The organism is Mesorhizobium montanum, assembly GCF_033977145.1.
GTDB classification, from domain to species: Bacteria; Pseudomonadota; Alphaproteobacteria; order Rhizobiales; family Rhizobiaceae; genus Mesorhizobium; species Mesorhizobium montanum.
Map to the genome: position 1 here is coordinate 81,468 of NZ_JAVIJF010000018.1, position 17,246 is coordinate 98,713.

Genomic DNA, 17,246 nt, shown 5'->3' on the forward strand with positions numbered 1-17,246 from the left:
CGTCTAGGACCCGTGCCGGATGGTCTGCGAGGCGCGTATGGTCGGCGCGAACGAGCCCGTGACCACCGTGTTGCTCTGTGCGCCTTTCCCCGGCTGCCGCAACACCTCGGCGCTCGGTCCGAACGCTTCGATGACGCCGTCGCGCAGAACCATCACGCGGTCGCAGGCGGTGGCAATCGAAGGGCGATGCGTGATGACGATCGTCGTGACGCCGGCGGCGCGCGCGGCGGCGAGCACCGCTTCGAGCGCTGCTTCGCCGGCGCCGTCGAGATGCGTGCTCGGCTCGTCCAGCACCAGGATGCGCGGATTGCCGTAGAAGGCGCGCGCCAGCCCGATCCGCTGCCGCTCGCCGCCCGACAGCGTCCCGGCGATCATCGTCTGGTAGCCGTCGCGCAGCGTCAGGATCAGCTCATGCGCCTCGGCGCGCCTTGCCGCTTCGACAATTGCCTCGTCCTGCGCGTGCGCGTCGAAGCGGGCGACATTGTCGGCGATCGTGCCGGGAAAAAGCTCCACCTCCTGCGCCAGATAGCCGATATTCCGGCCGAGCTGGTTCTCGTCCCAGGTCCTGAGCTCCGCGCCGTCGATCCTGACCGAACCGCCGCTCGGCTGGGCGGCCCCGACAAGCAGCCGCGCCAGCGTCGATTTGCCCGCGCCGCTCGGGCCGACGATCGCCACCGCCTCGCCGGCGCCGATGGCAAAACTCAGCCGCTTGAGGATCGGCTCGGCGCCGAAGGCGGCGTTGGGCGCGATGAAGAAAAGATCCTGCGCTGAAATCGCGCCGGCCGGGTCGGGCAAAGTGAGCTTGCTCGCCTCCGCCGGCTGCGCCGCAAGCGCAGTTCCCAGTCGCGACCACGCGCGCCTGGCCTCGACGATCTGCCGCCAGGACCCGATCAGCTGGTCGAGCGGCTGCAGCGCGCGCGACGACACCAGCGAGGAGGCGAAGATCATGCCGGCCGTCATCTGGCCCTTGAGCACCAGCCACGCGCCGGTGCCGAGGATCGCCAGCTGCAGCATCATGCGCAGCGCCCTGGAAGCGCCGCTGAAGACGGCGTTGGCGCCGGCCGAACGGTCATGCAGCACAAGCGCTTCCGCAACGTGTCGCCGCCACACGCGCGCGGCGTTTTCCACCATGCCCATGGCGCGCAGTGTCTCGGCGTTGCGGGCAAAGGCCTGCTCGGCCTGGCTGGCCAAGGCCGAACGCTCCGCCGAGCACGCATCGTTCCTGCCGATGGCGAGCTGGTTGGCCACGACCAGGATGACGAGCAGCACCGTGCCGCCGAGCGTCACCCAGAACAGCACCGGATGGATCAGATAAAGCAGGCCGAGGAAGATCGGAGCGAAGGGCAGGTCGAACAGCACCGCCACGCCGCGCGAGCGGATGAAGGCACAGACCGAGGCAAGGTCGTGCAGCGGCGACAGCGCCTTCCTGGCGCTGAGCGACGCGGCGAAAACCGTCGCGCCCAACCTGTCATTTACCGTAGCCGCGATGCGCTGCGTGTAGACGGCGCGAACAGAGTCGAGGAAGCCGAGGAAACCAAGCGCCGCGACCGCGATGACCGACAGATAGACAAGCGTCTCGACGCTGGAGGAGGGCAGCACCCGGTCATAGACCTGGAGCAGGTAAAGCGGGATCACCAGCAGCAGAAGGTTGATGAGCAGCGAGAACAGCCCGACATCGGCAATTGCGCGCAGAAATACCGGCCGCAATGCCGGCCCGGTCGGAGCGTGCTCCCGCGACATCGCCCCGCCTCCTAGGCTGTGTGCTCGCCCGTGACGTTCAAATGGCTCTGCTGTACTTCGTTCAGCGTGTAGGCGTGGATATAGTCGATCTTCATCTCGGCCGGTGTGGCGAGATGGTCCGGCGGCGCGCCGGCTTGACCGCCCACCGCGAGATCGACCAGCATGTACATCGGCTTATGCATGTCGGACGGTGTCGCCGCTTCCGCGACCTGCACGCCGTCATACGTCCACACGAGCTTGTCCGGCGTCCACAACAGGCCATAGGTGTGGAAGCCGGCGGTGTCCATGACGTTCACGGTGGATCCCACCGTCGTATGCTGGCCCGTCTGGTTGGTATGCGCGGTCACCAGCAGCGAATTCGGCTTCTGTCCATACATTTCCATCACGTCGAGTTCCGGCGGCCACGAGCCTTCTTCCGGCAGCAGCCAGAAGGCAGGCCAGGCGCCGGCGTTTTCCGGCAGGTCGGCCTTCATTTCGAAATAGCCATAGGTCTGCGAGAACGAGTCATGCGTGGTCAGGATGCCGGAAGTGTATTCGTAATTATTGATCAGCGGCTTGATGTCGGCCGGCGTCTGTGCCGCGGTGATCGTCAGCACGCCGTTGCCGACGCTGAACGCATGCACCGAGCTCGTCGGCCCGTAATTGGCGTCGATGTACCACTGCAATTCGCCATTGCGGGTGAGCGTGCTGCCGTTCGGTGCGCCCCACCAGAAATTGGTGTCCCAGGTGCCGCCCTGGGCATTGTGAAGATTGAGCGTGTTGAATTCGTCGCTGAAGGACAGCGTCATGCCCGACTTGTCGATCGGCAGCTCGAACTGGTTCGGTTGTAACTTGTCTATCGTCGTGTTCTTGAATTCGAGGATCTCGCCCGATCCTAGGTTCAGCACCACATTGGGTCCCGCCTGGATCATGCTGTCGTGAATGGCGGCGAACGAAGTGAATCCGTAGCCATCGAGGCGCACGGTATCGTTCGACGCGAAATTGACGATCGAGTCGCTCCCGTTGCCCTTCGCGACGATGAAAGTGTCGGCGCCGCCGCCGCCATCGATCAGGACATCGTTGCCCGCGCCGCCGTCCAGGGTCTGGCCGCCCGCCGTGGCGGTGATGATGTTGTCCAGCGCATTGCCGAAGGCATAGTTGTGAGCGTTGGTGACGACGAGGTTTTCGACATTGTTCGGCAGCGTGTAGCTCATCCATGTGTTGATCGTGTCGATGCCCTCCCCAGGGTTCTCGACCACCTTGTTGCCCGCCGAATAGAGGTAATAGATGTCGTCGCCGGGGCCGCCATACATGGTGACGTTGACGCCGCTGGCGCCCCAGATGGAGTCGTTGCCGCTGGTGCCGTTCAATGTCGGCCCGGAAGAGGACGCTGAAAGCCAATGGTTGGACGCGCCGCTATAGTAAAGAGGAACGCCTACCGCGTTGACGACGAAACTCATCGAACAATCCTTCCGCGCTGCCCCGCCCGGATGGCTCGCTGCAAGTTCAGGCGACTGCCCCGAACCAACTTGCAACACGGGCTATCGTTCCCGAAAACAAGCAAATAGTACAGAGAAAATCGGCAGTATTTTTATCGATATTTTGCGTAGATAGAATAAGTGATATCTAATACAATTATGGCGTGAGTTCTTCTCAATTTTACTCGATTTTGCAAGATTTTCTGCCAAAAAATTGTGCAGATAGTCGTGGATGGATGCATACCGAAAAACCGCTTCAGACTTTTCGGCGTCATGCTCCAGTCAAAAATCTGACAGCCTCTGTCGGGTCGGCCACAGCCCGCCCGTCCTTGGGGCATCGATCAACCAGGGAAGGATATCGAGATATGCCGAGCACCATCCATCTGCACCGCGTCCTGGCGACCAGGCCGGAGAAGGTCTACCGCGCATTCACCGAGGCCGATGCGCTGGCGAAGTGGCTGCCGCCGAACGGCTTCACCTGCACGGTCCACCAGTTCGAGGGGAAGGTCGGCGGCGCCTACAAGATGTCCTTCCGCAACTTCACCACCGGCGACAGCCACGCCTTCGGCGGCGAATTTGTCGAGCTCGTTCCGGGTGAGCGCCTGCGCTACACCGACCGCTTCGACGACCCCAACCTGCCGGGCCAGATCGAGGTGACCGTGATCCTGAAGAAAGTGTCCGTCGGCACCGAGGTCAACATCACGCAGGCCGGTATCCCGGACGCCATCCCAGCCGAGGCCTGCTATCTCGGCTGGCAGGAATCGCTGCGCAACCTGGCCAAGCTCGTCGAGCCCGAGATCAACCAGTAGGTTTGGCAGCGGGCGGCGGCCGGTTTCCCGGCCGCCGCCTGACCCAAGGTAAGTAAAATTTCACCAAGCGCTGTTAAAAGCCGCTCTCATGGATCGAAAGATCAACTACGTCATTGTCCTGATGGCCGCGTTCGCCGCCCTGGCGGCGTACAACATCGCTTACGGCCTGAAGATGGGCGAAATCCGGGGCAGGCTGCACTGGATCGCGCTTGCCGACGATCCGACGCGCTTCTGGAACATCGTCGTCGGCAACGGGCTGAACATCGCGGCATCGCTCGCCGTGATGTGGCTGCTCAATTCGCGCAGCCGCGGCTGAGGCGACGTCCTCTTTACCCCCACCGACGATAAGCAAAACTTCATCGGGCGCAGCTAGATGTGCTCCATGGATAGCGAGAAAAACAAAGCCAGAAATAAACTCATTGTCTTGATGGCGGCACTCGCTGCCAGCGCGATCTATAACATTGCGCACGGCCTGAGGACCGGGGAAATCACGGAAAAACGAACTGGATCGCCCTGGCGGACGATCCGGAACGCTTTTGGAACAATGTAATCGGCAACGCGCTCGCTGTCGTGGTGTTTGTAGCCGTGCTGTGGGTCCTGAGGCTCCGCAGTCGCTGATGATCTGAGGCGGCGCTCTCTCTGCCCCACAGCACTCCTTTCACAGCGCCCTTGTAATGCCGCCATCGACGCGGATGTTCTGGCCCGTGATATAGGCCGCCCCGTCCGAGGCCAGGAAAGAAATCGTCGCGGCGATCTCCTCCGAAGTGCCGTAGCGCTTCATCGGCACGCTGCCCCGGCGCTCTTCGGTCGCCGGCAGGCTGTCGATCCAGCCGGGCAGCACATTGTTCATGCGGATGTTGTCGGGGGCATAGGTGTCGGCGAAGATCTTGGTGTAGGCGGCAAGCCCGGCGCGCGCCACGGCCGAGGTCGGGAACATCGCGCTCGGCTCGAACGCCCAGGCGGTCGAGATGTTGATGATGACGCCTGATTTTTGGCTTTGCATCACCGGCGTCACCAGCCGGGTCGGGCGTACCGCGTTGAGGAAGTAGGTGTCGATGCCCTTATGCCAGTCCTCGTCGCTGATCTCGATGATCTGCGCGCGCGGCCCGTGGCCGGCGCTGTTGACCAGCACGTCGATGCGGCCCCAGCGTTCCAGCGCGCCGTCGGTAAGGCGCTTCAGGTCCTCGTTCGACTGGTTGGAGCCGGTGACGCCGAAGCCGCCGAGTTCCTTGCCCAGCGCCTCGCCCTTGCCGGAGGAGGACAGCACGCCGACCTTGAACCCGTCCGCCGCCAGGCGCCTGGCCGCCGCGGCCCCCATGCCGCTGCCGCCCGCCGTCACCAGAGCTACTTTTTCTCCTGCCATGTCCTGATCCATCTTTTAGGGCGGAGAGACCGCCGATTTGCCGAAGGCGCTTCTGTTAGCATGTGGAGGGCAGGGGATGAACCAGATTGGATTGCGCCAAGGATTGGTGATGGCGGCGAAGCCGCAGCTCAAACCTTGAACATACCCATCACCATCTTTGACAGCTTCGCGCAGCGGCCGGGCTTCACGTCGCCGGCCTTCAGCGGCACGCCCTTGCCGGCAACCACCGCCGGCGCGTACCAGCCGCGCAGCGCCTGGTCGGTGGCGCAGTAGCCCCAGTTCACCAGATCGACCGTCTCCTTGGCTCCGAGGAAATGAAGCGAGGTGCCGATATCGGCTGGCGCGGTGGCGGCGGTCTGCACGAAATTCGGCTCGCTCGCGTCCGGCTTGCTGGCGATCGACCAGAAGACGCCGCGCGTCGACGCGTAGTCGGGCCGGGTCGCGTCATTGGGCAGGCCGAGATCGTCGGCGTCCTTGGCCGCCTGGAAGCGCGCCACGAGATCCCGGCGCCGCAGCGAACGCACCTGGTTGTCGGTGGTGTCCAGCACGCGCTTGAGCTGCGAGAACCAGTTCCAGTAGCCCGCGTTCGAAGCCAGCCACGGCGCGCCGGCATCGCTGACCAGCAGCCAGCGGCAGCGCTTCAGCGCCGGCTCGATACCGTGATTGTCGTAGACGCCGCCATCGGTGAGCACGGCGCGGGAAGGCGGCACCGGCGGACCGACGCTCAGGTCGAGCTTGTCGTTGCGCCACACGAACGGCTTAAGGTCGAGCCGGAGCGGCGACAGGAAAGGCGGGAAGGCCGAGGAGGCGGCGACCGCGGTCGCGACCGGCAGGTCGGCTTGGTACGCGACGCCGATGCGGTAGTCGGCAATGTAGCGCCGCGACAGGCGAAACAGCGAGCCGGTGCCGAGATTGCTGGAGCAGAACACGAACCAGGGCTTTTCCGGCAGGCTTTTCAGCATCGGCCTGGAGCCCTCGAACAGGTACCGCTCGTAGCAGGCGGCGACTTCTCGCGCCGCGCTCGAAAACGGGTTGAACAGGCCCTTGAAGATCGACGGCGCGTCGAGGAAGACCTGCGAGAATTTCAGTATCCTGTCGAGATAGATATCGAAGTTGGTGCCGACGCCGTCGACAAATTTGAAGCGCGGCCAAAGCACCGCCAGCAGCCCGGCGGCGATCGAGCCGCCCGAGACCGAGCTCACCATGTCGAGTTTTTCGAGCAATCCGGCCTCGTTCAGCCGGCCGAGCGCGCCTGCGTGGAACAGCATGGCGCGGTAGCCGCCGCCTGACAGGCAAAGGCCGAGATCGTAGCGCTCGACCTTGTCGTCCGTACCGTGCATGCCAACTGGCGATACCTCTGTGTCCGGCGCTGCCGTCTCACTGGGCATGAATGACTCCGATCGTTCGGCTGGGGCGGGCGGGTTTCAGCGCATAATCCAGCCTAGCGCGGCCGTTCTGGCAATTGGCGGGATCGCGGAACTTCGGCGTTGCAAAGCTTGAGGAACCCACCCCTCACAGCTCCTTCTCGGCCAATTCCCGGAACCCGTCCGGCACCGAGCGCGTGCCCTCCAGCGCCACGGTGCCATAGCCGACCGCTTCCTTGCCGAAGCGCTGGCGGATCTTGTCGATGGCGCGGTCGGCGCCGAAGCGGGCCAGCCCCTTGCGGCTGCCGGGCTTGAGCTTCTCATCCGCCAGGCCGAGCGGCAGTTCGAGCTGCAGCTCGGCATGCTCCTCCAGATGCGAGACCGAGATGGCGAGCAGCGAGATGTCCCGCTCGCCCGGATGGGCGGCCAGCACGCCGCGCACCAACTCCTCGGCGATCTCGGCCAGCATCGCGGTCGCCTGGATCGGCTGCTCCAGCGTCACCGAGCGGGTGACGGCGCGCAGATCGGCGAAGCGCACTCGCACCGTCACCGTGCGCCCCGGCCGGTCCTTGGCGCGCAGGCGGCTGGCGACACGGTCGGCCAGATGCAGGAGCGTCGGCACGAAGACACGCGGCAGGGCGGGCTTGCGACCCAGTGCCGACTGCGCGCCGGCGGAATGCGCGCGGCGATGCGTCTCCAGCCGGCGCGGATCGCGGTTCCAGGCCAGCGCCGCAAGCTTCTGGCCGGCGGCGTGGCCGATCAGCCGCTCCAGCGCGCCGCTATGCGTGCGCGCCAGTTGCCCGATGGTCTCGACACCGATCTCGGCGAGCCGCGCTTTCGTCGCCGGACCAACGCCCCACATCAGCGTGACAGGCAGATCGTGCAGGAAGGCCAGCTCGGTGCCGGGCTCGACCACCACCAGCCCGTCGGGCTTGGCCACCTGCGAGGCGATCTTGGCGAGATGCTTCGTCCGCGCCACGCCGATCGAGATCGGCAGGCCGAGTTCGGCCTTCACGCGCTGGCGGATTCTTCGCGCGATCTCGTCGGGCGGACCAAACAGGTGCGTGCAGCCGGCGACGTCGGCGAACGCCTCGTCGATCGAGATGCGCTCGACCACCGGCGTGAAATCGTCGAGCACCTTGATCGCTGCGTCGCCGAGGCGCTGGTACTCGGAAAAATGGCCGCCGACGAAGATGAGTTGCGGGCAGAGCTCGCGCGCCTTGCGGCCGGGCATGCCGCCGCGCACGCCAAACACCTTGGCCTCGTAGGATGCGGCCAGCACCACGCCGCCGCCGACGGCGATCGGCTTGCCGCGCAGCGACGGGTCGAGCAGTTGCTCGACCGAGGCGTAGAAGGCGTCGAGATCGGCATGCAGGATGGTGGCGGCCGCGGCGGTGTTCGTGGCGGCCATCGCGCGCTCCCATGGCCATTTGTGTGGCATTGCAGCATTAGCTGCGTCTATTGTAAGGGGAATTGGCAGAACATAAAGAGAACAAAAGAAGCTCTATGTCAAGCCGCCACGCTTGAACGTGCAAGTTTCCACAACCTGAAGATACAGCCACGTATAGAGCGCAGGTTGCACAATCGAAGATGTTGCCGCAGCGATAGAGGGGGCGCCACACGTGGCGACCCATTCTTCGCTTCTAGGGTGCCGTGGTCTATGCGAGACGACCCCTCCGGTCGCTTCTGCCGTCTTACCCTCGGGGGGTGACTATTTGCGCTATGCCGGCTTGGCGTATTGTTCGGCGCTCAGCACCTCGATGCACTGGAATGGCTGGTTGCCTTCCACCCAGGCGTCATGGCCGGGCGGAATGGTGTAGGAAGTGCCGGCCTCGAGGGTCTTTTGCGTGCCGTCGGTCATCCGCACGGTGATCGATCCAGACACGACATAGCCGACATGCGAGACCTGGCAGCTGTCGGTCTTGACCACCGGCTTCACGCATTCGGACCATTTCCAGCCCGGCTGCATGTTCATCCGCCCGAGCGTATACCCCGGCAGCCGCACGATTTCGACACGCGTCTTGGCGGGCGCGCGGACCTCGTCGGGATTGTTGTGCGATTTGGATTCGAGCTTTGTCACGTTCATTGCAACTTCGGCCATGGTTTCCTCCCATGAGTGAAGCGGAGCCTGACGTTGCGATCGTCGGCGACCGCTGTCTCATTCATACGCCTTATTATGAGAGATCGCTAATGCAGTTGAAGGCCACTCTCGGCCCTCGCGGATTTTTGCTGCTTCTTATCGGAAGTTAATGCGGGACCGGATTGTCCGGTGCTTTCCTGGCCTCGCGCTGGCACGGCGGTGGTTGAGGGACCATCCGTTCTCGCCCGAAAGGGAGAATTCGATGCAACCCTCGGCATGAATCAAGGCAACACCGCCATGACTTTCGCAATCTCCCATCAGCACGATCCCGAACTTGCTCCTGCGCTGGCCGTGCGCCGCGCCGGACGCAACGTCGTCGGGGGGAGAAGCTTTTGGGCGGGGATAATCAACAACCATCAGGAGGAAACCGATGCTTGATCAGGCCGTGAGAGGCTATTCCCGTTCGCCGGTCGTCACCGCCCGTCGTGGCCCGCCGGAGCTTCGCCAGTGCTGCGACAGCTATGTCTGCCCGGCCTGCAGCCAGGTCGTCGAACTGACGGATTATCGCCAGGTGCTATGGCATCAGCAGCTCGGCCATCAGCCGATGGATGCCGGCGACTGAATATCTATTTTGGACTGAATATCCATTCTGAATTTCGCGAATAATGCAATTTCGCGAACAATAATACTTGGGGCGGCTCGACGCCTGTTTAGGAAGCGGAGCCGATCCAAGAAACAGCCCGCGGTTCCCAAGAATACGCGGGCCCAAGCTGGAGTGGCGACACCAACGCCCTGCCGGGCAGCCGGTTGGATTCCGCCATCGTCAGCCACCGCTTGCCCGGGCCAGCGCGCTGGAGCCGGTGCCGGGGCAGCCAGCGCATCCGATGGCGTCTTGGTCGGCGCCGCGGGCGTTTCGACCTTGGGCGCCTCGATCTTGGGGGCATCGATCTTGACGTTCACGTCCTTCGATCCGACACCCCCGCCGACATCGATGATGCCGGTGAAGAACAGCACCCCGATGATCGCGATGATGGCAAGAACGATCGCGACAGCGGTTCCGCCGCCGCCACCGCCGCCCGTGTTTACAACTGTGGGTCCGTCGGCCATGGCTTCCTCTCCTTCGTCGATTTCGATTGCCGGGCAACGGCAACCGAAGCGATTGTTCCAGGCCTCGGGCGACGGTCTGGGGCGATGTTCAGACTGAAGTCTCACCCATCGAACGCAGAGGCCCGAGGCGCCGATTTTTAAGAAACAAGACGGGCGTCAATTCATTGGCTTGCAAGCCGCCGGACAAAGTCCCTTCATCGGCGGTCGACCACGGAGTGCCTGCCATTCCTGCGATGTGGCGGGCACTCCTTCCGCTGGAACGGCTCTTGGAGTTGCTGGCCATGCAGCCCGGCGAGATGATCGCAAACCTGTTTGCCACGTTGCTTCTGGGAGCTTTGATCGGCGGCGTCTTCCTGGTCTTCGGCAGGCCGCTCTGGCCGGAACGGCATGCCCAGATGGTGATCCTTCTGCCGATCGACACGATTGCCACCGGCTCGGTGCGCAAGACCTGCCTCGAGCCATGCCTGCCGGCCCGCTTCGATCTCAGGCTCGCGCCCGCCAGGCCGCCCGGTTAAGTGAGGCTCGGGAACCAGCCCGCGTCTCGCACCGTTGATTGAGTGAAGGGATGGCGCTGGCGGAGGCCGCCATGGATAATTTCGAACTCATCGATCTTCTGTGCGTCATCGACGCCTGCGCGAGCGACCGTTCTGCCGGGCGCCTCGTGCCGATGTCGAAGGCCGTCGAGGAACTGCGCGTGCTGACCGGCGATTTCGTCTCGTCGGATGAGGATGCGGCCAACGCCTTGACGCAGGTTGCGCTCGAGCGCGGTTGCGCGGTGCTCTTCGACGAGCAACCTGGCGCCGACATCGTCGCGGAAGTCTAGGGCAGCGGCCCGAGCTGCCAATTTCGGTCATGGTGATCCTTGCACGCCACGGCCGTGTTCTCGTCTCACTTCGCCAGGGTGATCATCCGTCCCGCATACATCTCGCGGTTCCCGAGTTCGGCCGTGCAGTCCGACTTTACGGCAGAGTTCCCCGTCATTGCGATAGTGTCGCCGACCAGCCGCAGGCAACCGCCCTGGGCGTTCATGTCCGAATTTCCGGCGTAGGTGATGGCTGCGTCCGGGGCGTAGATGAAGCCGTTCACCACCGAGCCGGATCCGCCGTTCAGCGTCAGCGCCTGCGTGTTGCCGTGCGCCTGGAAGATGGTGATGCCGGCATAAGGCCCGCTGGTCGGTGGCGAGAGGTTCACCTGCTCGTTGGCGTTGATGTAGAGCTGCGAGTTCTCCATCAGGAAGATCGTCACGCCCTGGCCGCTCAAGCTGCCGTTGCCGCCTGGCTTGATCGTGACGTTGCGCAGGATGTAGGTGCCCGGATTGAGGGTGATCTTCCCCGACAGGGTCTTGTCGCAATAGGTGCCCGGCGAGAGCGTCACCGTCTTGCCGTTGGGCACCGGCAGGCAGAGCGTGAAGGCGGGAGGAACGACGTCGGCCAGCGGATCGAACGAGGCATACTGGTTCTCGCGCGGCGCGCCGCAGGAAAGGGTGGCGCTGGGCGGCGTCAAGCCTTGGGTGCCGCCGACCGTCGAGACGCAGCCGGCGCCGACGACCGCGGAGCCACCCCGGTTTACGGCGTCGGCAGCGTCCGAATTGGCCGCGATCACGCAGCCCGTCATCGCCACATCGGTTGAGCCCTGCAGATTGACCGCGTCGTCGGCGTGCTGGTCGAGCGCGAGCACGCAGGCTTGCGCGCCCGGTTTGAGCTTGACCAAGGCGAAGCGCGTCGCCTGCCAGGCCGGCATGCCGCTGACGAAGGCCGGCCGGCTGATGCTCGACGACAGCGAAATGAAGTATGCGCTCGGGTCGCCGCTCGCGCCGGCCTGGAAGGCGGCGACGCTGCCCGATAGCTCCTGCGCGTCGGCGGCGCTCATATTGGCAGCGAAGAAGGTCTGGCCGAGTTGCTGCACGTCGCTCGCCGGCATGCTCGGCTGGTATTTCGTGCCGATCGCAAGGCCGGCCGCGTCCAGCGAGTTTTGCAACTGAGCGGCGTCGTCGCTGGTGCCGATCAGGTCGATGGAAGCTGCCAGGCCAAGCATCACCGGCACCATGGCGACCGCGGTCGCGATCGCGAAGTTGCCGCGCCTCGAAGCCCAAAAACGTGCAAACATGGAGCCCGTCCCTCGCCGTATATGCGAGAGTGATATGCATGCCGTCTCTACGAGCGATTTCCAAAAAAGATAAAATGCAGAAAATGCTAAAATATACGCATTTCCTGATACTTACACCTTAGGTCCGAAACTTGTTGGGCCTTAAGTCCTAGTGCTCGCGGCGCAAGATGGGGACAGCGGCCCGCTGCGGTCCTACCAGCGCAAGTCGAGCGAAATAATTAGGCATTCGTTCATACGGCAATGATGACGTCATGGCTGGGATAGTATGGGTGCGTTCGGCCATGGCCTTTTCGGGTCGGTTCTTCAGACAACTTTTTTCTCTGCTCGCCTCTCGACGCTTTTGTGAAGGCCAGAGCGGCAATGTCGCGACCATATTCGCGCTTACCCTGCCGATCGTCGTCGGCGGCGCGGGGCTCGGCGTCGAGACCTCCTATTGGTATTATTCGAGCCTGAAGCTGCAGGCGACGGCGGACACCGCCGCCTATGCCGGCGCGCTGGAAAAGATCCAGGGATCCGATACGGCGGCAATCACGGCGGCCGCAACCCAGTCGGCGACGGACAATGGCCTCGGCACCGGCACCATTGTCGTCAACACGCCGCCGGCGTCCGGGCCGAACACGGCCAAGAAGGCGGTCGAGGTCATCCTCAACCAGAACCTCGACCGCATATTCACCTCCATCTTTACGCAGACCAAGGTGCCGGAGCAGGCGCGGGCGGTGGCGTTGATCACCGATGGTGCCTATGCCTGCAATACGGCGCTCAATCCGTCGGCCTCGCAGGCGGTGAGCATTTCCGGCAACACCAGCCTCAAGCAGATCGGCTGCGTCATCAATGCGAATTCGATCGCCGCCGATGCCATCAAGGTGCAGGGCTCGGCGACCCTTCAGACCGACTGCCTGATTGCGGTTGGCGGCGTTTCGCTGAACAGCCCACCCACGATGGTCTGCAAGGCCCCGATCACCCAGGCCTTGCCTGCGTCCGATCCGTTTGCCAGTCTGCCGACGCCCGCGGCCAGCGGCTCTTGCCAGAAGATCAACGGCAACAAGACAACGCAAACGATCCAGCCCGGGACCTACTGCAGCGGCATGAACCTCAACGGCAATGTCACGCTTTCTCCCGGCGTCTATGTCGTTCAGGGCGACGTGAAGATCAATGCGGGGGCCGTCATCCAGGGCAGTGGCGTTACGATCTACATGTCCGGCAGCAGCACCGTCGGCATGAACGGCAACGCCACCGTGACGTTGAGCGCGCCAACGTCCGGCATCTATTCCGGCGTGCTGTTCTACGGCGACAGGACGGGAACGGCGGCGCAGAGCACCTTCAACGGCACCGCGGACTCGCTTTTGACAGGTGCCATCTATTTCCCCAGGCAGCAGGTCAGCTACCTCGGCAACTTCTCGGGGACCGGCGGGTGCACGCGGGTCGTCGCGGACACGATCCAGTGGTCAGGCAGTACGACCATCAAGCAGGACTGCACCAGCCTTGGAATGAAGAACATTCCGGCTGCTCAAACCGTGCAGATCGTCGAGTAGTGCCCATGGGGCTACCTGCAATCCGTTTTAGTAGGGACCGCGCCGGCATCGCCGCGGTGGAGCTCGCGATGGTGATGCCGGTACTGTGCGCCGCTCTTCTCGGCGTCACGGACGGCTGGTCCTATGTCACCAGTTCGCTGGCGATGCGGGCAGGCGTGAAGACGGCGGCGAACTTTGTGATGGCTGGCGCCACCGACGACAACGCCATCCAGGCAGCGGCGCTGGCAAGTTGGGAACAGAAACCGGCCGATGCCGCCGTTGCGATAAACCGCGTCTACCAGTGCGGAACGACCGTGGTCACGTCGACCACCATCTGCAGCGGACCGAAAGTGCCGTCGATCTTCGTCCAGATCCAGGCATCGGGCACCTGGACGCCGCCTTTCACCTTCGGCCCCTACCCAGGCAACACCGCGATCGGCCATCTGCAGGTGGTCCGTGTCCGCTAAGGCAATTCCACACAAACAAATGCTTCGGGCATTTGCCGGCGATGCATCCGCCGGCGCCGGCATCGAGTTCGCGCTGGTTGCGCCTTTCCTCATCATGCTTCTGTTCGGCATCTTCGCCTTCGGCTGGTCGATGAACAACGCATCCAGCGTGCGCTATGCGCTGGAAGCGTCCGCGCGCTCGCTGCAGCTCAACAACACGCTGACGCAGGCCGACATCCAGGCCGTCGCCACGCAGAAGCTCAAGGCGCTTGGCCTGCATGATGTCAACGTCACCATCACCACAGACCCGGCGAGCGGCGGCTTCCGCATGGCGCACGTCAACGCCAGCTATGCCTTCGTCATCAGCTTCCCCTATTTCAGCAACTACCCGATCAGCTACACGACCTCGGTGACCGTGCCGCTGGTCGGCGGCTAGAAGAGAGGTCATGGCTGCGCTCCTGAAGTGGATACAGCGAGTCCCCGGCATTCCTGGCGGGCGTCTCCCGTTGCAAGCCAGCACGGCGCCGGCGCAGTGCATCATTGGAGCTTTGGACCATAGTCTGGCGGGATCAGGGCCCTCTTTGTTCCAAACGGCCCAGAGATGCTCAGCCCATTGTATTTCCATTAAATTTCAATGGGTTAACGCAATATGCCGCGACGATTATTGTGCAGCGCAGGCCTTGCTCTCATTTTGCAACTGCAATTGCCTAAAGTTTATCCGACGCCATTAGGGAATTCTCATAAGAGGCTGCCTAGCGGTTGGGCCATGAAGAAGATTCATCTGCGGAGAAGCACAATGACAATGCGCAAAACACTTCTGGCATCCCTTGCCGTCCTGGCGCTCGCGGCGGCTCCCGCGCTTGCCGGCGCGGGCGGCAATGGCGGCGGTAACGGCAATGGCCATGGCGGCGGCAACGGCAATGGCGGCAACGGAAACGGCGGCGGCAATTCCGGTGGCAACGGCAACAGCGGCGCCTCGCATGGCAAGTCGGCCTCGGCTCCGGGCCACACCAAGGGCACCGACGACACCGCGTCGGACGTTTCTTCGACCGACGACACGGCGACCGATGACACGACCACGGCCGCGACGCCGAAGGAAAAGAACATCCACTCCAAGCTCGGCCGGCTGAATTCGCTGCAGCGCAGTGCCCAGGCCTACGCGCATTCCAAGAGCAAGAACTTCGCCGGCGTCCAGGCTTACGCGTCGCAGGCCGCGGCGGCCAAGAACGCGCAGGCCGCGGTCGACGCTGCGACCCAGGCCGTGGCCGACGCCCTGGACGCGCAAGCCGCGCTGACTGCGAAAGCTACCGACCCGACGACCCCGGCCGATCAGGTTCCAACCCAGCAGCAACTCGATGATGCGCAAGCCGCGGTGGATGCGGCCAACGCGGCGCTCACCGCCGCCACGACCGCGGCTGGAAACACCGTCGCCCCCACCGATCAGTCGTTGGATGCGGCCCTTGCCGACATGGCCAACAAGCCGGTCGACGCCGACGTCACCGCCTGGGCCAAGGATACGCTGGCGAGCAAGATCGACGCCGAAGCCGCCGCCACGGCGACGACAACGACGACAACCCCATAAGGCCGGGCGAACCGACCAGAGGGCGAACGAAGACGCCGCCGGCCTTGGCTGGCGGCGGTTCGTTTGCGATTGGCTTTGGCGCGGCAAAGGCGGGCCAAATGCGGCGGCGCGTCGGACCTCAGTCGCCTTGCAATCGATGACACGCAGCGCCTATGTCACCGACGCGCTCCCTGTTCTTGCCCCCCTTGGCGCATGGCTTGGACTCCGCTGCCCCCCGGTGGAACCGAGCCCAGATACAGGGAGTCGAGGAGACGACAGTCGATTCCTCCGGGATGTAGCTGCTCCTTCATCGAGCCCGCCGCTGGTTCAGGCGCCAGTAGGCGGGCTTTCGATGGGCGACGCCAGGCTGGCTCAATCAGCGTGATTGAGCAGGCGGGTGGCGTCGGGACGATCCTGGCCGTGTTTAGTCCCGGCGTGGTCGATGCCATCGACCGTGATCGCGAATGTTCCGTTCTCGGTCCTGCCGATAAAACCCTTCGCCTTGAGATACCACAGATGAAACTCCAGGTGCTCGCGAGGGCAGCCCGACAGGCGTTCGAGCTCTTCATCACCGATGCCCGGACTGTTGACGTCCCGCCGCCGCCTCACATAGAGAAGCGACAGCAGATTGGCCTGGATGACGGAATCCCTCTCCATGCCACCACCGTCTCGCGCTCCCTCCGCAAGCTCGTGACGAAGGCCCAGATGTTCGCGATAAAGGATGTCGTACTGGGCCCGTTTTACCGGATCCCGCAGTGCATTGTGGGCTTCGACGATCTCGCTGAAGCGCGATTCATTGCCGGTTTCCCGATTGTCGGGATGGTAACGCATGGCAAAATAGCGGAAAATCCGCTCGATTGTTTCAGAATTGGCGTTCGGGCTTATTTCCAGAATTTCGTAGTAGTCGATGAACATGTAATTGTGCTTCCGAAATCACGGAAACCACTCCCCAGGGCACAGCATTGCTCAAACGCCGCGCGCATGCAAGGCGCCGGGCCAGGCTTTGAACAGCTATGGGCCGGGCAGGGCGCCCGCCATACGAAACCGTAAGATTGCAGCCACAATTGCGGGAGGTTTCGAGCCAAAATTTGGCCATCGTCTTTTCGCCTATACAGTAACACGGAGGCGTGGAACGCCTTCATATTCAGGGGAATGGATGTGCATGGAAAACAGACGAGGATATTCAGTCTATCAAATCGCGCTGCACTGGTTGATAGCCGTGTTCGTTTTATTTCAGCTTTTCTTCGGCGAGAGCATGACGACCGTCGTGGACGCTGTTGAAAACGGACAACCTGTATCTACAACAGACCAGGCGCTCGGATCCGCTCACTACTGGGCCGGCCTGGCCATCCTTGCGCTCGTGCTTCTTCGCTTGGTTCTCAGGCTCGCATCCGGCGCGACGGCGTCTGCCAACCGGGGGCCGAGATGGATGCAACTCGCCGCGCATGCATTGCACGGTTTGTTCTATATGCTGTTGTTGGCGACGCCGGTAGCGGGGCTTCTGGCATTCTATGTGGGCGATCCCTGGGGCGACATTCATTCGCTTGCCAAGCCCGCGTTAATCGTGCTGATCGCCGCCCACGCCCTTGCCGCGCTGTACCATCAGTTCTGGCTGAGGGACGGGACGCTGAAGCGCATGCTTTCGCCCGCTGGTTAGAAGAGCGGACGTCCCGGAAAACCTTACCGGATCAGTCCACTATCC

20 protein-coding genes are annotated in these 17,246 nt (G+C 63.4%); 11 read left to right on the top strand and 9 right to left on the bottom strand.

The window, feature by feature from the left end; all coding sequences use genetic code 11:
• Positions 1-3 precede the first annotated feature (3 nt).
• Both RFM68_RS23490 and eglC read right to left on the bottom strand, forming a co-directional pair.
• A complete protein-coding gene (locus RFM68_RS23490; RefSeq protein ID WP_320235399.1) occupies positions 4-1,740 on the bottom strand; it encodes a type I secretion system permease/ATPase in 1,737 nt (578 codons plus the stop codon).
• A gap of 11 nt (positions 1,741-1,751) precedes the next feature.
• Positions 1,752-3,179, bottom strand: coding sequence for an endo-1,3-1,4-beta-glycanase EglC (eglC, locus tag RFM68_RS23495; protein ID WP_320235400.1), 1,428 nt, complete (start codon positions 3,177-3,179; stop codon positions 1,752-1,754).
• Between the two features lie 383 nt (positions 3,180-3,562).
• Here eglC and RFM68_RS23500 point away from each other — a divergent pair, with 383 nt between their 5' ends.
• Positions 3,563-4,006 (top strand): SRPBCC family protein, encoded by a 444-nt coding sequence (locus RFM68_RS23500; protein WP_320235401.1) that lies wholly within the window; start codon positions 3,563-3,565, stop codon positions 4,004-4,006.
• Between the two features lie 88 nt (positions 4,007-4,094).
• Positions 4,095-4,322: a hypothetical protein gene (locus tag RFM68_RS23505; RefSeq protein WP_320235402.1), complete on the top strand. Its 228-nt coding sequence runs from the start codon at positions 4,095-4,097 to the stop codon at positions 4,320-4,322.
• Between the two features lie 342 nt (positions 4,323-4,664).
• Here the strand turns inward: RFM68_RS23505 and RFM68_RS23510 are convergent, their stop codons facing one another.
• The 4 genes from RFM68_RS23510 to RFM68_RS23525 all read right to left on the bottom strand — a co-directional run bounded on the left by RFM68_RS23510 (position 4,665) and on the right by RFM68_RS23525 (position 8,834).
• Positions 4,665-5,369, bottom strand: a complete 705-nt coding sequence (locus tag RFM68_RS23510) for an SDR family oxidoreductase (RefSeq protein ID WP_320235403.1) — start codon at positions 5,367-5,369, stop codon at positions 4,665-4,667.
• 128 nt (positions 5,370-5,497) lie between these two features.
• Entirely contained in the window at positions 5,498-6,757 is a 1,260-nt protein-coding gene (locus RFM68_RS23515) for a patatin-like phospholipase family protein (protein ID WP_430694915.1), read from the bottom strand.
• 124 nt (positions 6,758-6,881) lie between these two features.
• Positions 6,882-8,144 (bottom strand): DNA polymerase IV, encoded by a 1,263-nt coding sequence (gene dinB / locus RFM68_RS23520; RefSeq protein ID WP_320235404.1) that lies wholly within the window; start codon positions 8,142-8,144, stop codon positions 6,882-6,884.
• A gap of 309 nt (positions 8,145-8,453) precedes the next feature.
• Complete coding sequence (locus tag RFM68_RS23525; protein ID WP_320235405.1) at positions 8,454-8,834, bottom strand: cupin domain-containing protein; 381 nt, start codon at positions 8,832-8,834, stop codon at positions 8,454-8,456.
• A 255-nt stretch (positions 8,835-9,089) separates the two neighbouring features.
• On the opposite strand from RFM68_RS23525, the gene RFM68_RS23530 reads away from it, so the two are divergent.
• Both RFM68_RS23530 and RFM68_RS23535 read left to right on the top strand, forming a co-directional pair.
• The gene (locus RFM68_RS23530; protein WP_320235406.1) at positions 9,090-9,251 is read left to right on the top strand and encodes a hypothetical protein; all 162 of its coding nucleotides are present in this window, start codon (positions 9,090-9,092) and stop codon (positions 9,249-9,251) included.
• The gene (locus RFM68_RS23535; protein WP_320235407.1) at positions 9,244-9,435 is read left to right on the top strand and encodes a hypothetical protein; all 192 of its coding nucleotides are present in this window, start codon (positions 9,244-9,246) and stop codon (positions 9,433-9,435) included. The genes RFM68_RS23530 and RFM68_RS23535 overlap by 8 nt, the downstream gene beginning before the upstream one ends.
• On the opposite strand, the gene RFM68_RS23540 is transcribed toward RFM68_RS23535, so the two are convergent.
• A complete protein-coding gene (locus RFM68_RS23540; RefSeq protein ID WP_320235408.1) occupies positions 9,411-9,920 on the bottom strand; it encodes a hypothetical protein in 510 nt (169 codons plus the stop codon). The two genes, RFM68_RS23535 and RFM68_RS23540, sit on opposite strands and share 25 nt — an antisense overlap.
• A gap of 215 nt (positions 9,921-10,135) precedes the next feature.
• On the opposite strand from RFM68_RS23540, the gene RFM68_RS23545 reads away from it, so the two are divergent.
• Both RFM68_RS23545 and RFM68_RS23550 read left to right on the top strand, forming a co-directional pair.
• Complete coding sequence (locus RFM68_RS23545; RefSeq protein ID WP_320235409.1) at positions 10,136-10,435, top strand: polymerase; 300 nt, start codon at positions 10,136-10,138, stop codon at positions 10,433-10,435.
• A gap of 71 nt (positions 10,436-10,506) precedes the next feature.
• Positions 10,507-10,743, top strand: a complete 237-nt coding sequence (locus tag RFM68_RS23550) for a hypothetical protein (protein ID WP_320235410.1) — start codon at positions 10,507-10,509, stop codon at positions 10,741-10,743.
• 65 nt (positions 10,744-10,808) lie between these two features.
• Here RFM68_RS23550 and RFM68_RS23555 read toward each other — a convergent pair whose 3' ends face one another.
• Entirely contained in the window at positions 10,809-12,026 is a 1,218-nt protein-coding gene (locus tag RFM68_RS23555) for a TadE/TadG family type IV pilus assembly protein (RefSeq protein WP_320235411.1), read from the bottom strand.
• A 251-nt stretch (positions 12,027-12,277) separates the two neighbouring features.
• Between RFM68_RS23555 and RFM68_RS23560 the strand changes: the two genes are divergently transcribed.
• The 4 genes from RFM68_RS23560 (at position 12,278) to RFM68_RS23575 (ending at position 15,565) form a co-directional block, all read left to right on the top strand.
• Positions 12,278-13,558 carry a TadE/TadG family type IV pilus assembly protein gene (locus RFM68_RS23560; protein ID WP_320235412.1) on the top strand — a complete coding sequence of 427 codons (1,281 nt, stop codon included), beginning with the start codon at positions 12,278-12,280 and terminating at the stop codon, positions 13,556-13,558.
• Between the two features lie 5 nt (positions 13,559-13,563).
• Positions 13,564-14,004 carry a TadE/TadG family type IV pilus assembly protein gene (locus RFM68_RS23565; protein ID WP_320235413.1) on the top strand — a complete coding sequence of 147 codons (441 nt, stop codon included), beginning with the start codon at positions 13,564-13,566 and terminating at the stop codon, positions 14,002-14,004.
• 19 nt (positions 14,005-14,023) lie between these two features.
• Positions 14,024-14,419: a TadE/TadG family type IV pilus assembly protein gene (locus RFM68_RS23570; RefSeq protein ID WP_320235414.1), complete on the top strand. Its 396-nt coding sequence runs from the start codon at positions 14,024-14,026 to the stop codon at positions 14,417-14,419.
• A 360-nt stretch (positions 14,420-14,779) separates the two neighbouring features.
• Positions 14,780-15,565 (top strand): hypothetical protein, encoded by a 786-nt coding sequence (locus tag RFM68_RS23575; RefSeq protein WP_320235415.1) that lies wholly within the window; start codon positions 14,780-14,782, stop codon positions 15,563-15,565.
• Positions 15,566-15,916: 351 nt separating this feature from the next.
• On the opposite strand, the gene RFM68_RS23580 is transcribed toward RFM68_RS23575, so the two are convergent.
• Complete coding sequence (locus tag RFM68_RS23580) at positions 15,917-16,459, bottom strand: DnaJ domain-containing protein (RefSeq protein ID WP_320235416.1); 543 nt, start codon at positions 16,457-16,459, stop codon at positions 15,917-15,919.
• Between the two features lie 247 nt (positions 16,460-16,706).
• Between RFM68_RS23580 and RFM68_RS23585 the strand changes: the two genes are divergently transcribed.
• Positions 16,707-17,201, top strand: a complete 495-nt coding sequence (locus tag RFM68_RS23585; protein ID WP_320235417.1) for a cytochrome b — start codon at positions 16,707-16,709, stop codon at positions 17,199-17,201.
• The last annotated feature ends 45 nt before the right edge of the window (positions 17,202-17,246 follow it).

What these genes read in the sequence shown, in the direction of transcription:
- RFM68_RS23490 (WP_320235399.1), bottom strand. Translation starts at nt 1,740, where the DNA reads ATGTCGCGGGAGCACGCTCCGACCGGGCCGGCATTGCGGCCGGTATTT.
- eglC (WP_320235400.1), bottom strand. Translation starts at nt 3,179, where the DNA reads ATGAGTTTCGTCGTCAACGCGGTAGGCGTTCCTCTTTACTATAGCGGC.
- RFM68_RS23500 (WP_320235401.1), top strand. Translation starts at nt 3,563, where the DNA reads ATGCCGAGCACCATCCATCTGCACCGCGTCCTGGCGACCAGGCCGGAG.
- RFM68_RS23505 (WP_320235402.1), top strand. Translation starts at nt 4,095, where the DNA reads ATGGATCGAAAGATCAACTACGTCATTGTCCTGATGGCCGCGTTCGCC.
- RFM68_RS23510 (WP_320235403.1), bottom strand. Translation starts at nt 5,369, where the DNA reads ATGGCAGGAGAAAAAGTAGCTCTGGTGACGGCGGGCGGCAGCGGCATG.
- RFM68_RS23515 (WP_430694915.1), bottom strand. Translation starts at nt 6,757, where the DNA reads ATGCCCAGTGAGACGGCAGCGCCGGACACAGAGGTATCGCCAGTTGGC.
- dinB (WP_320235404.1), bottom strand. Translation starts at nt 8,144, where the DNA reads ATGGCCGCCACGAACACCGCCGCGGCCGCCACCATCCTGCATGCCGAT.
- RFM68_RS23525 (WP_320235405.1), bottom strand. Translation starts at nt 8,834, where the DNA reads ATGGCCGAAGTTGCAATGAACGTGACAAAGCTCGAATCCAAATCGCAC.
- RFM68_RS23530 (WP_320235406.1), top strand. Translation starts at nt 9,090, where the DNA reads ATGAATCAAGGCAACACCGCCATGACTTTCGCAATCTCCCATCAGCAC.
- RFM68_RS23535 (WP_320235407.1), top strand. Translation starts at nt 9,244, where the DNA reads ATGCTTGATCAGGCCGTGAGAGGCTATTCCCGTTCGCCGGTCGTCACC.
- RFM68_RS23540 (WP_320235408.1), bottom strand. Translation starts at nt 9,920, where the DNA reads ATGGCCGACGGACCCACAGTTGTAAACACGGGCGGCGGTGGCGGCGGC.
- RFM68_RS23550 (WP_320235410.1), top strand. Translation starts at nt 10,507, where the DNA reads ATGGATAATTTCGAACTCATCGATCTTCTGTGCGTCATCGACGCCTGC.
- RFM68_RS23555 (WP_320235411.1), bottom strand. Translation starts at nt 12,026, where the DNA reads ATGTTTGCACGTTTTTGGGCTTCGAGGCGCGGCAACTTCGCGATCGCG.
- RFM68_RS23560 (WP_320235412.1), top strand. Translation starts at nt 12,278, where the DNA reads ATGGCTGGGATAGTATGGGTGCGTTCGGCCATGGCCTTTTCGGGTCGG.
- RFM68_RS23565 (WP_320235413.1), top strand. Translation starts at nt 13,564, where the DNA reads ATGGGGCTACCTGCAATCCGTTTTAGTAGGGACCGCGCCGGCATCGCC.
- RFM68_RS23570 (WP_320235414.1), top strand. Translation starts at nt 14,024, where the DNA reads ATGCTTCGGGCATTTGCCGGCGATGCATCCGCCGGCGCCGGCATCGAG.
- RFM68_RS23575 (WP_320235415.1), top strand. Translation starts at nt 14,780, where the DNA reads ATGACAATGCGCAAAACACTTCTGGCATCCCTTGCCGTCCTGGCGCTC.
- RFM68_RS23580 (WP_320235416.1), bottom strand. Translation starts at nt 16,459, where the DNA reads ATGTTCATCGACTACTACGAAATTCTGGAAATAAGCCCGAACGCCAAT.
- RFM68_RS23585 (WP_320235417.1), top strand. Translation starts at nt 16,707, where the DNA reads ATGGAAAACAGACGAGGATATTCAGTCTATCAAATCGCGCTGCACTGG.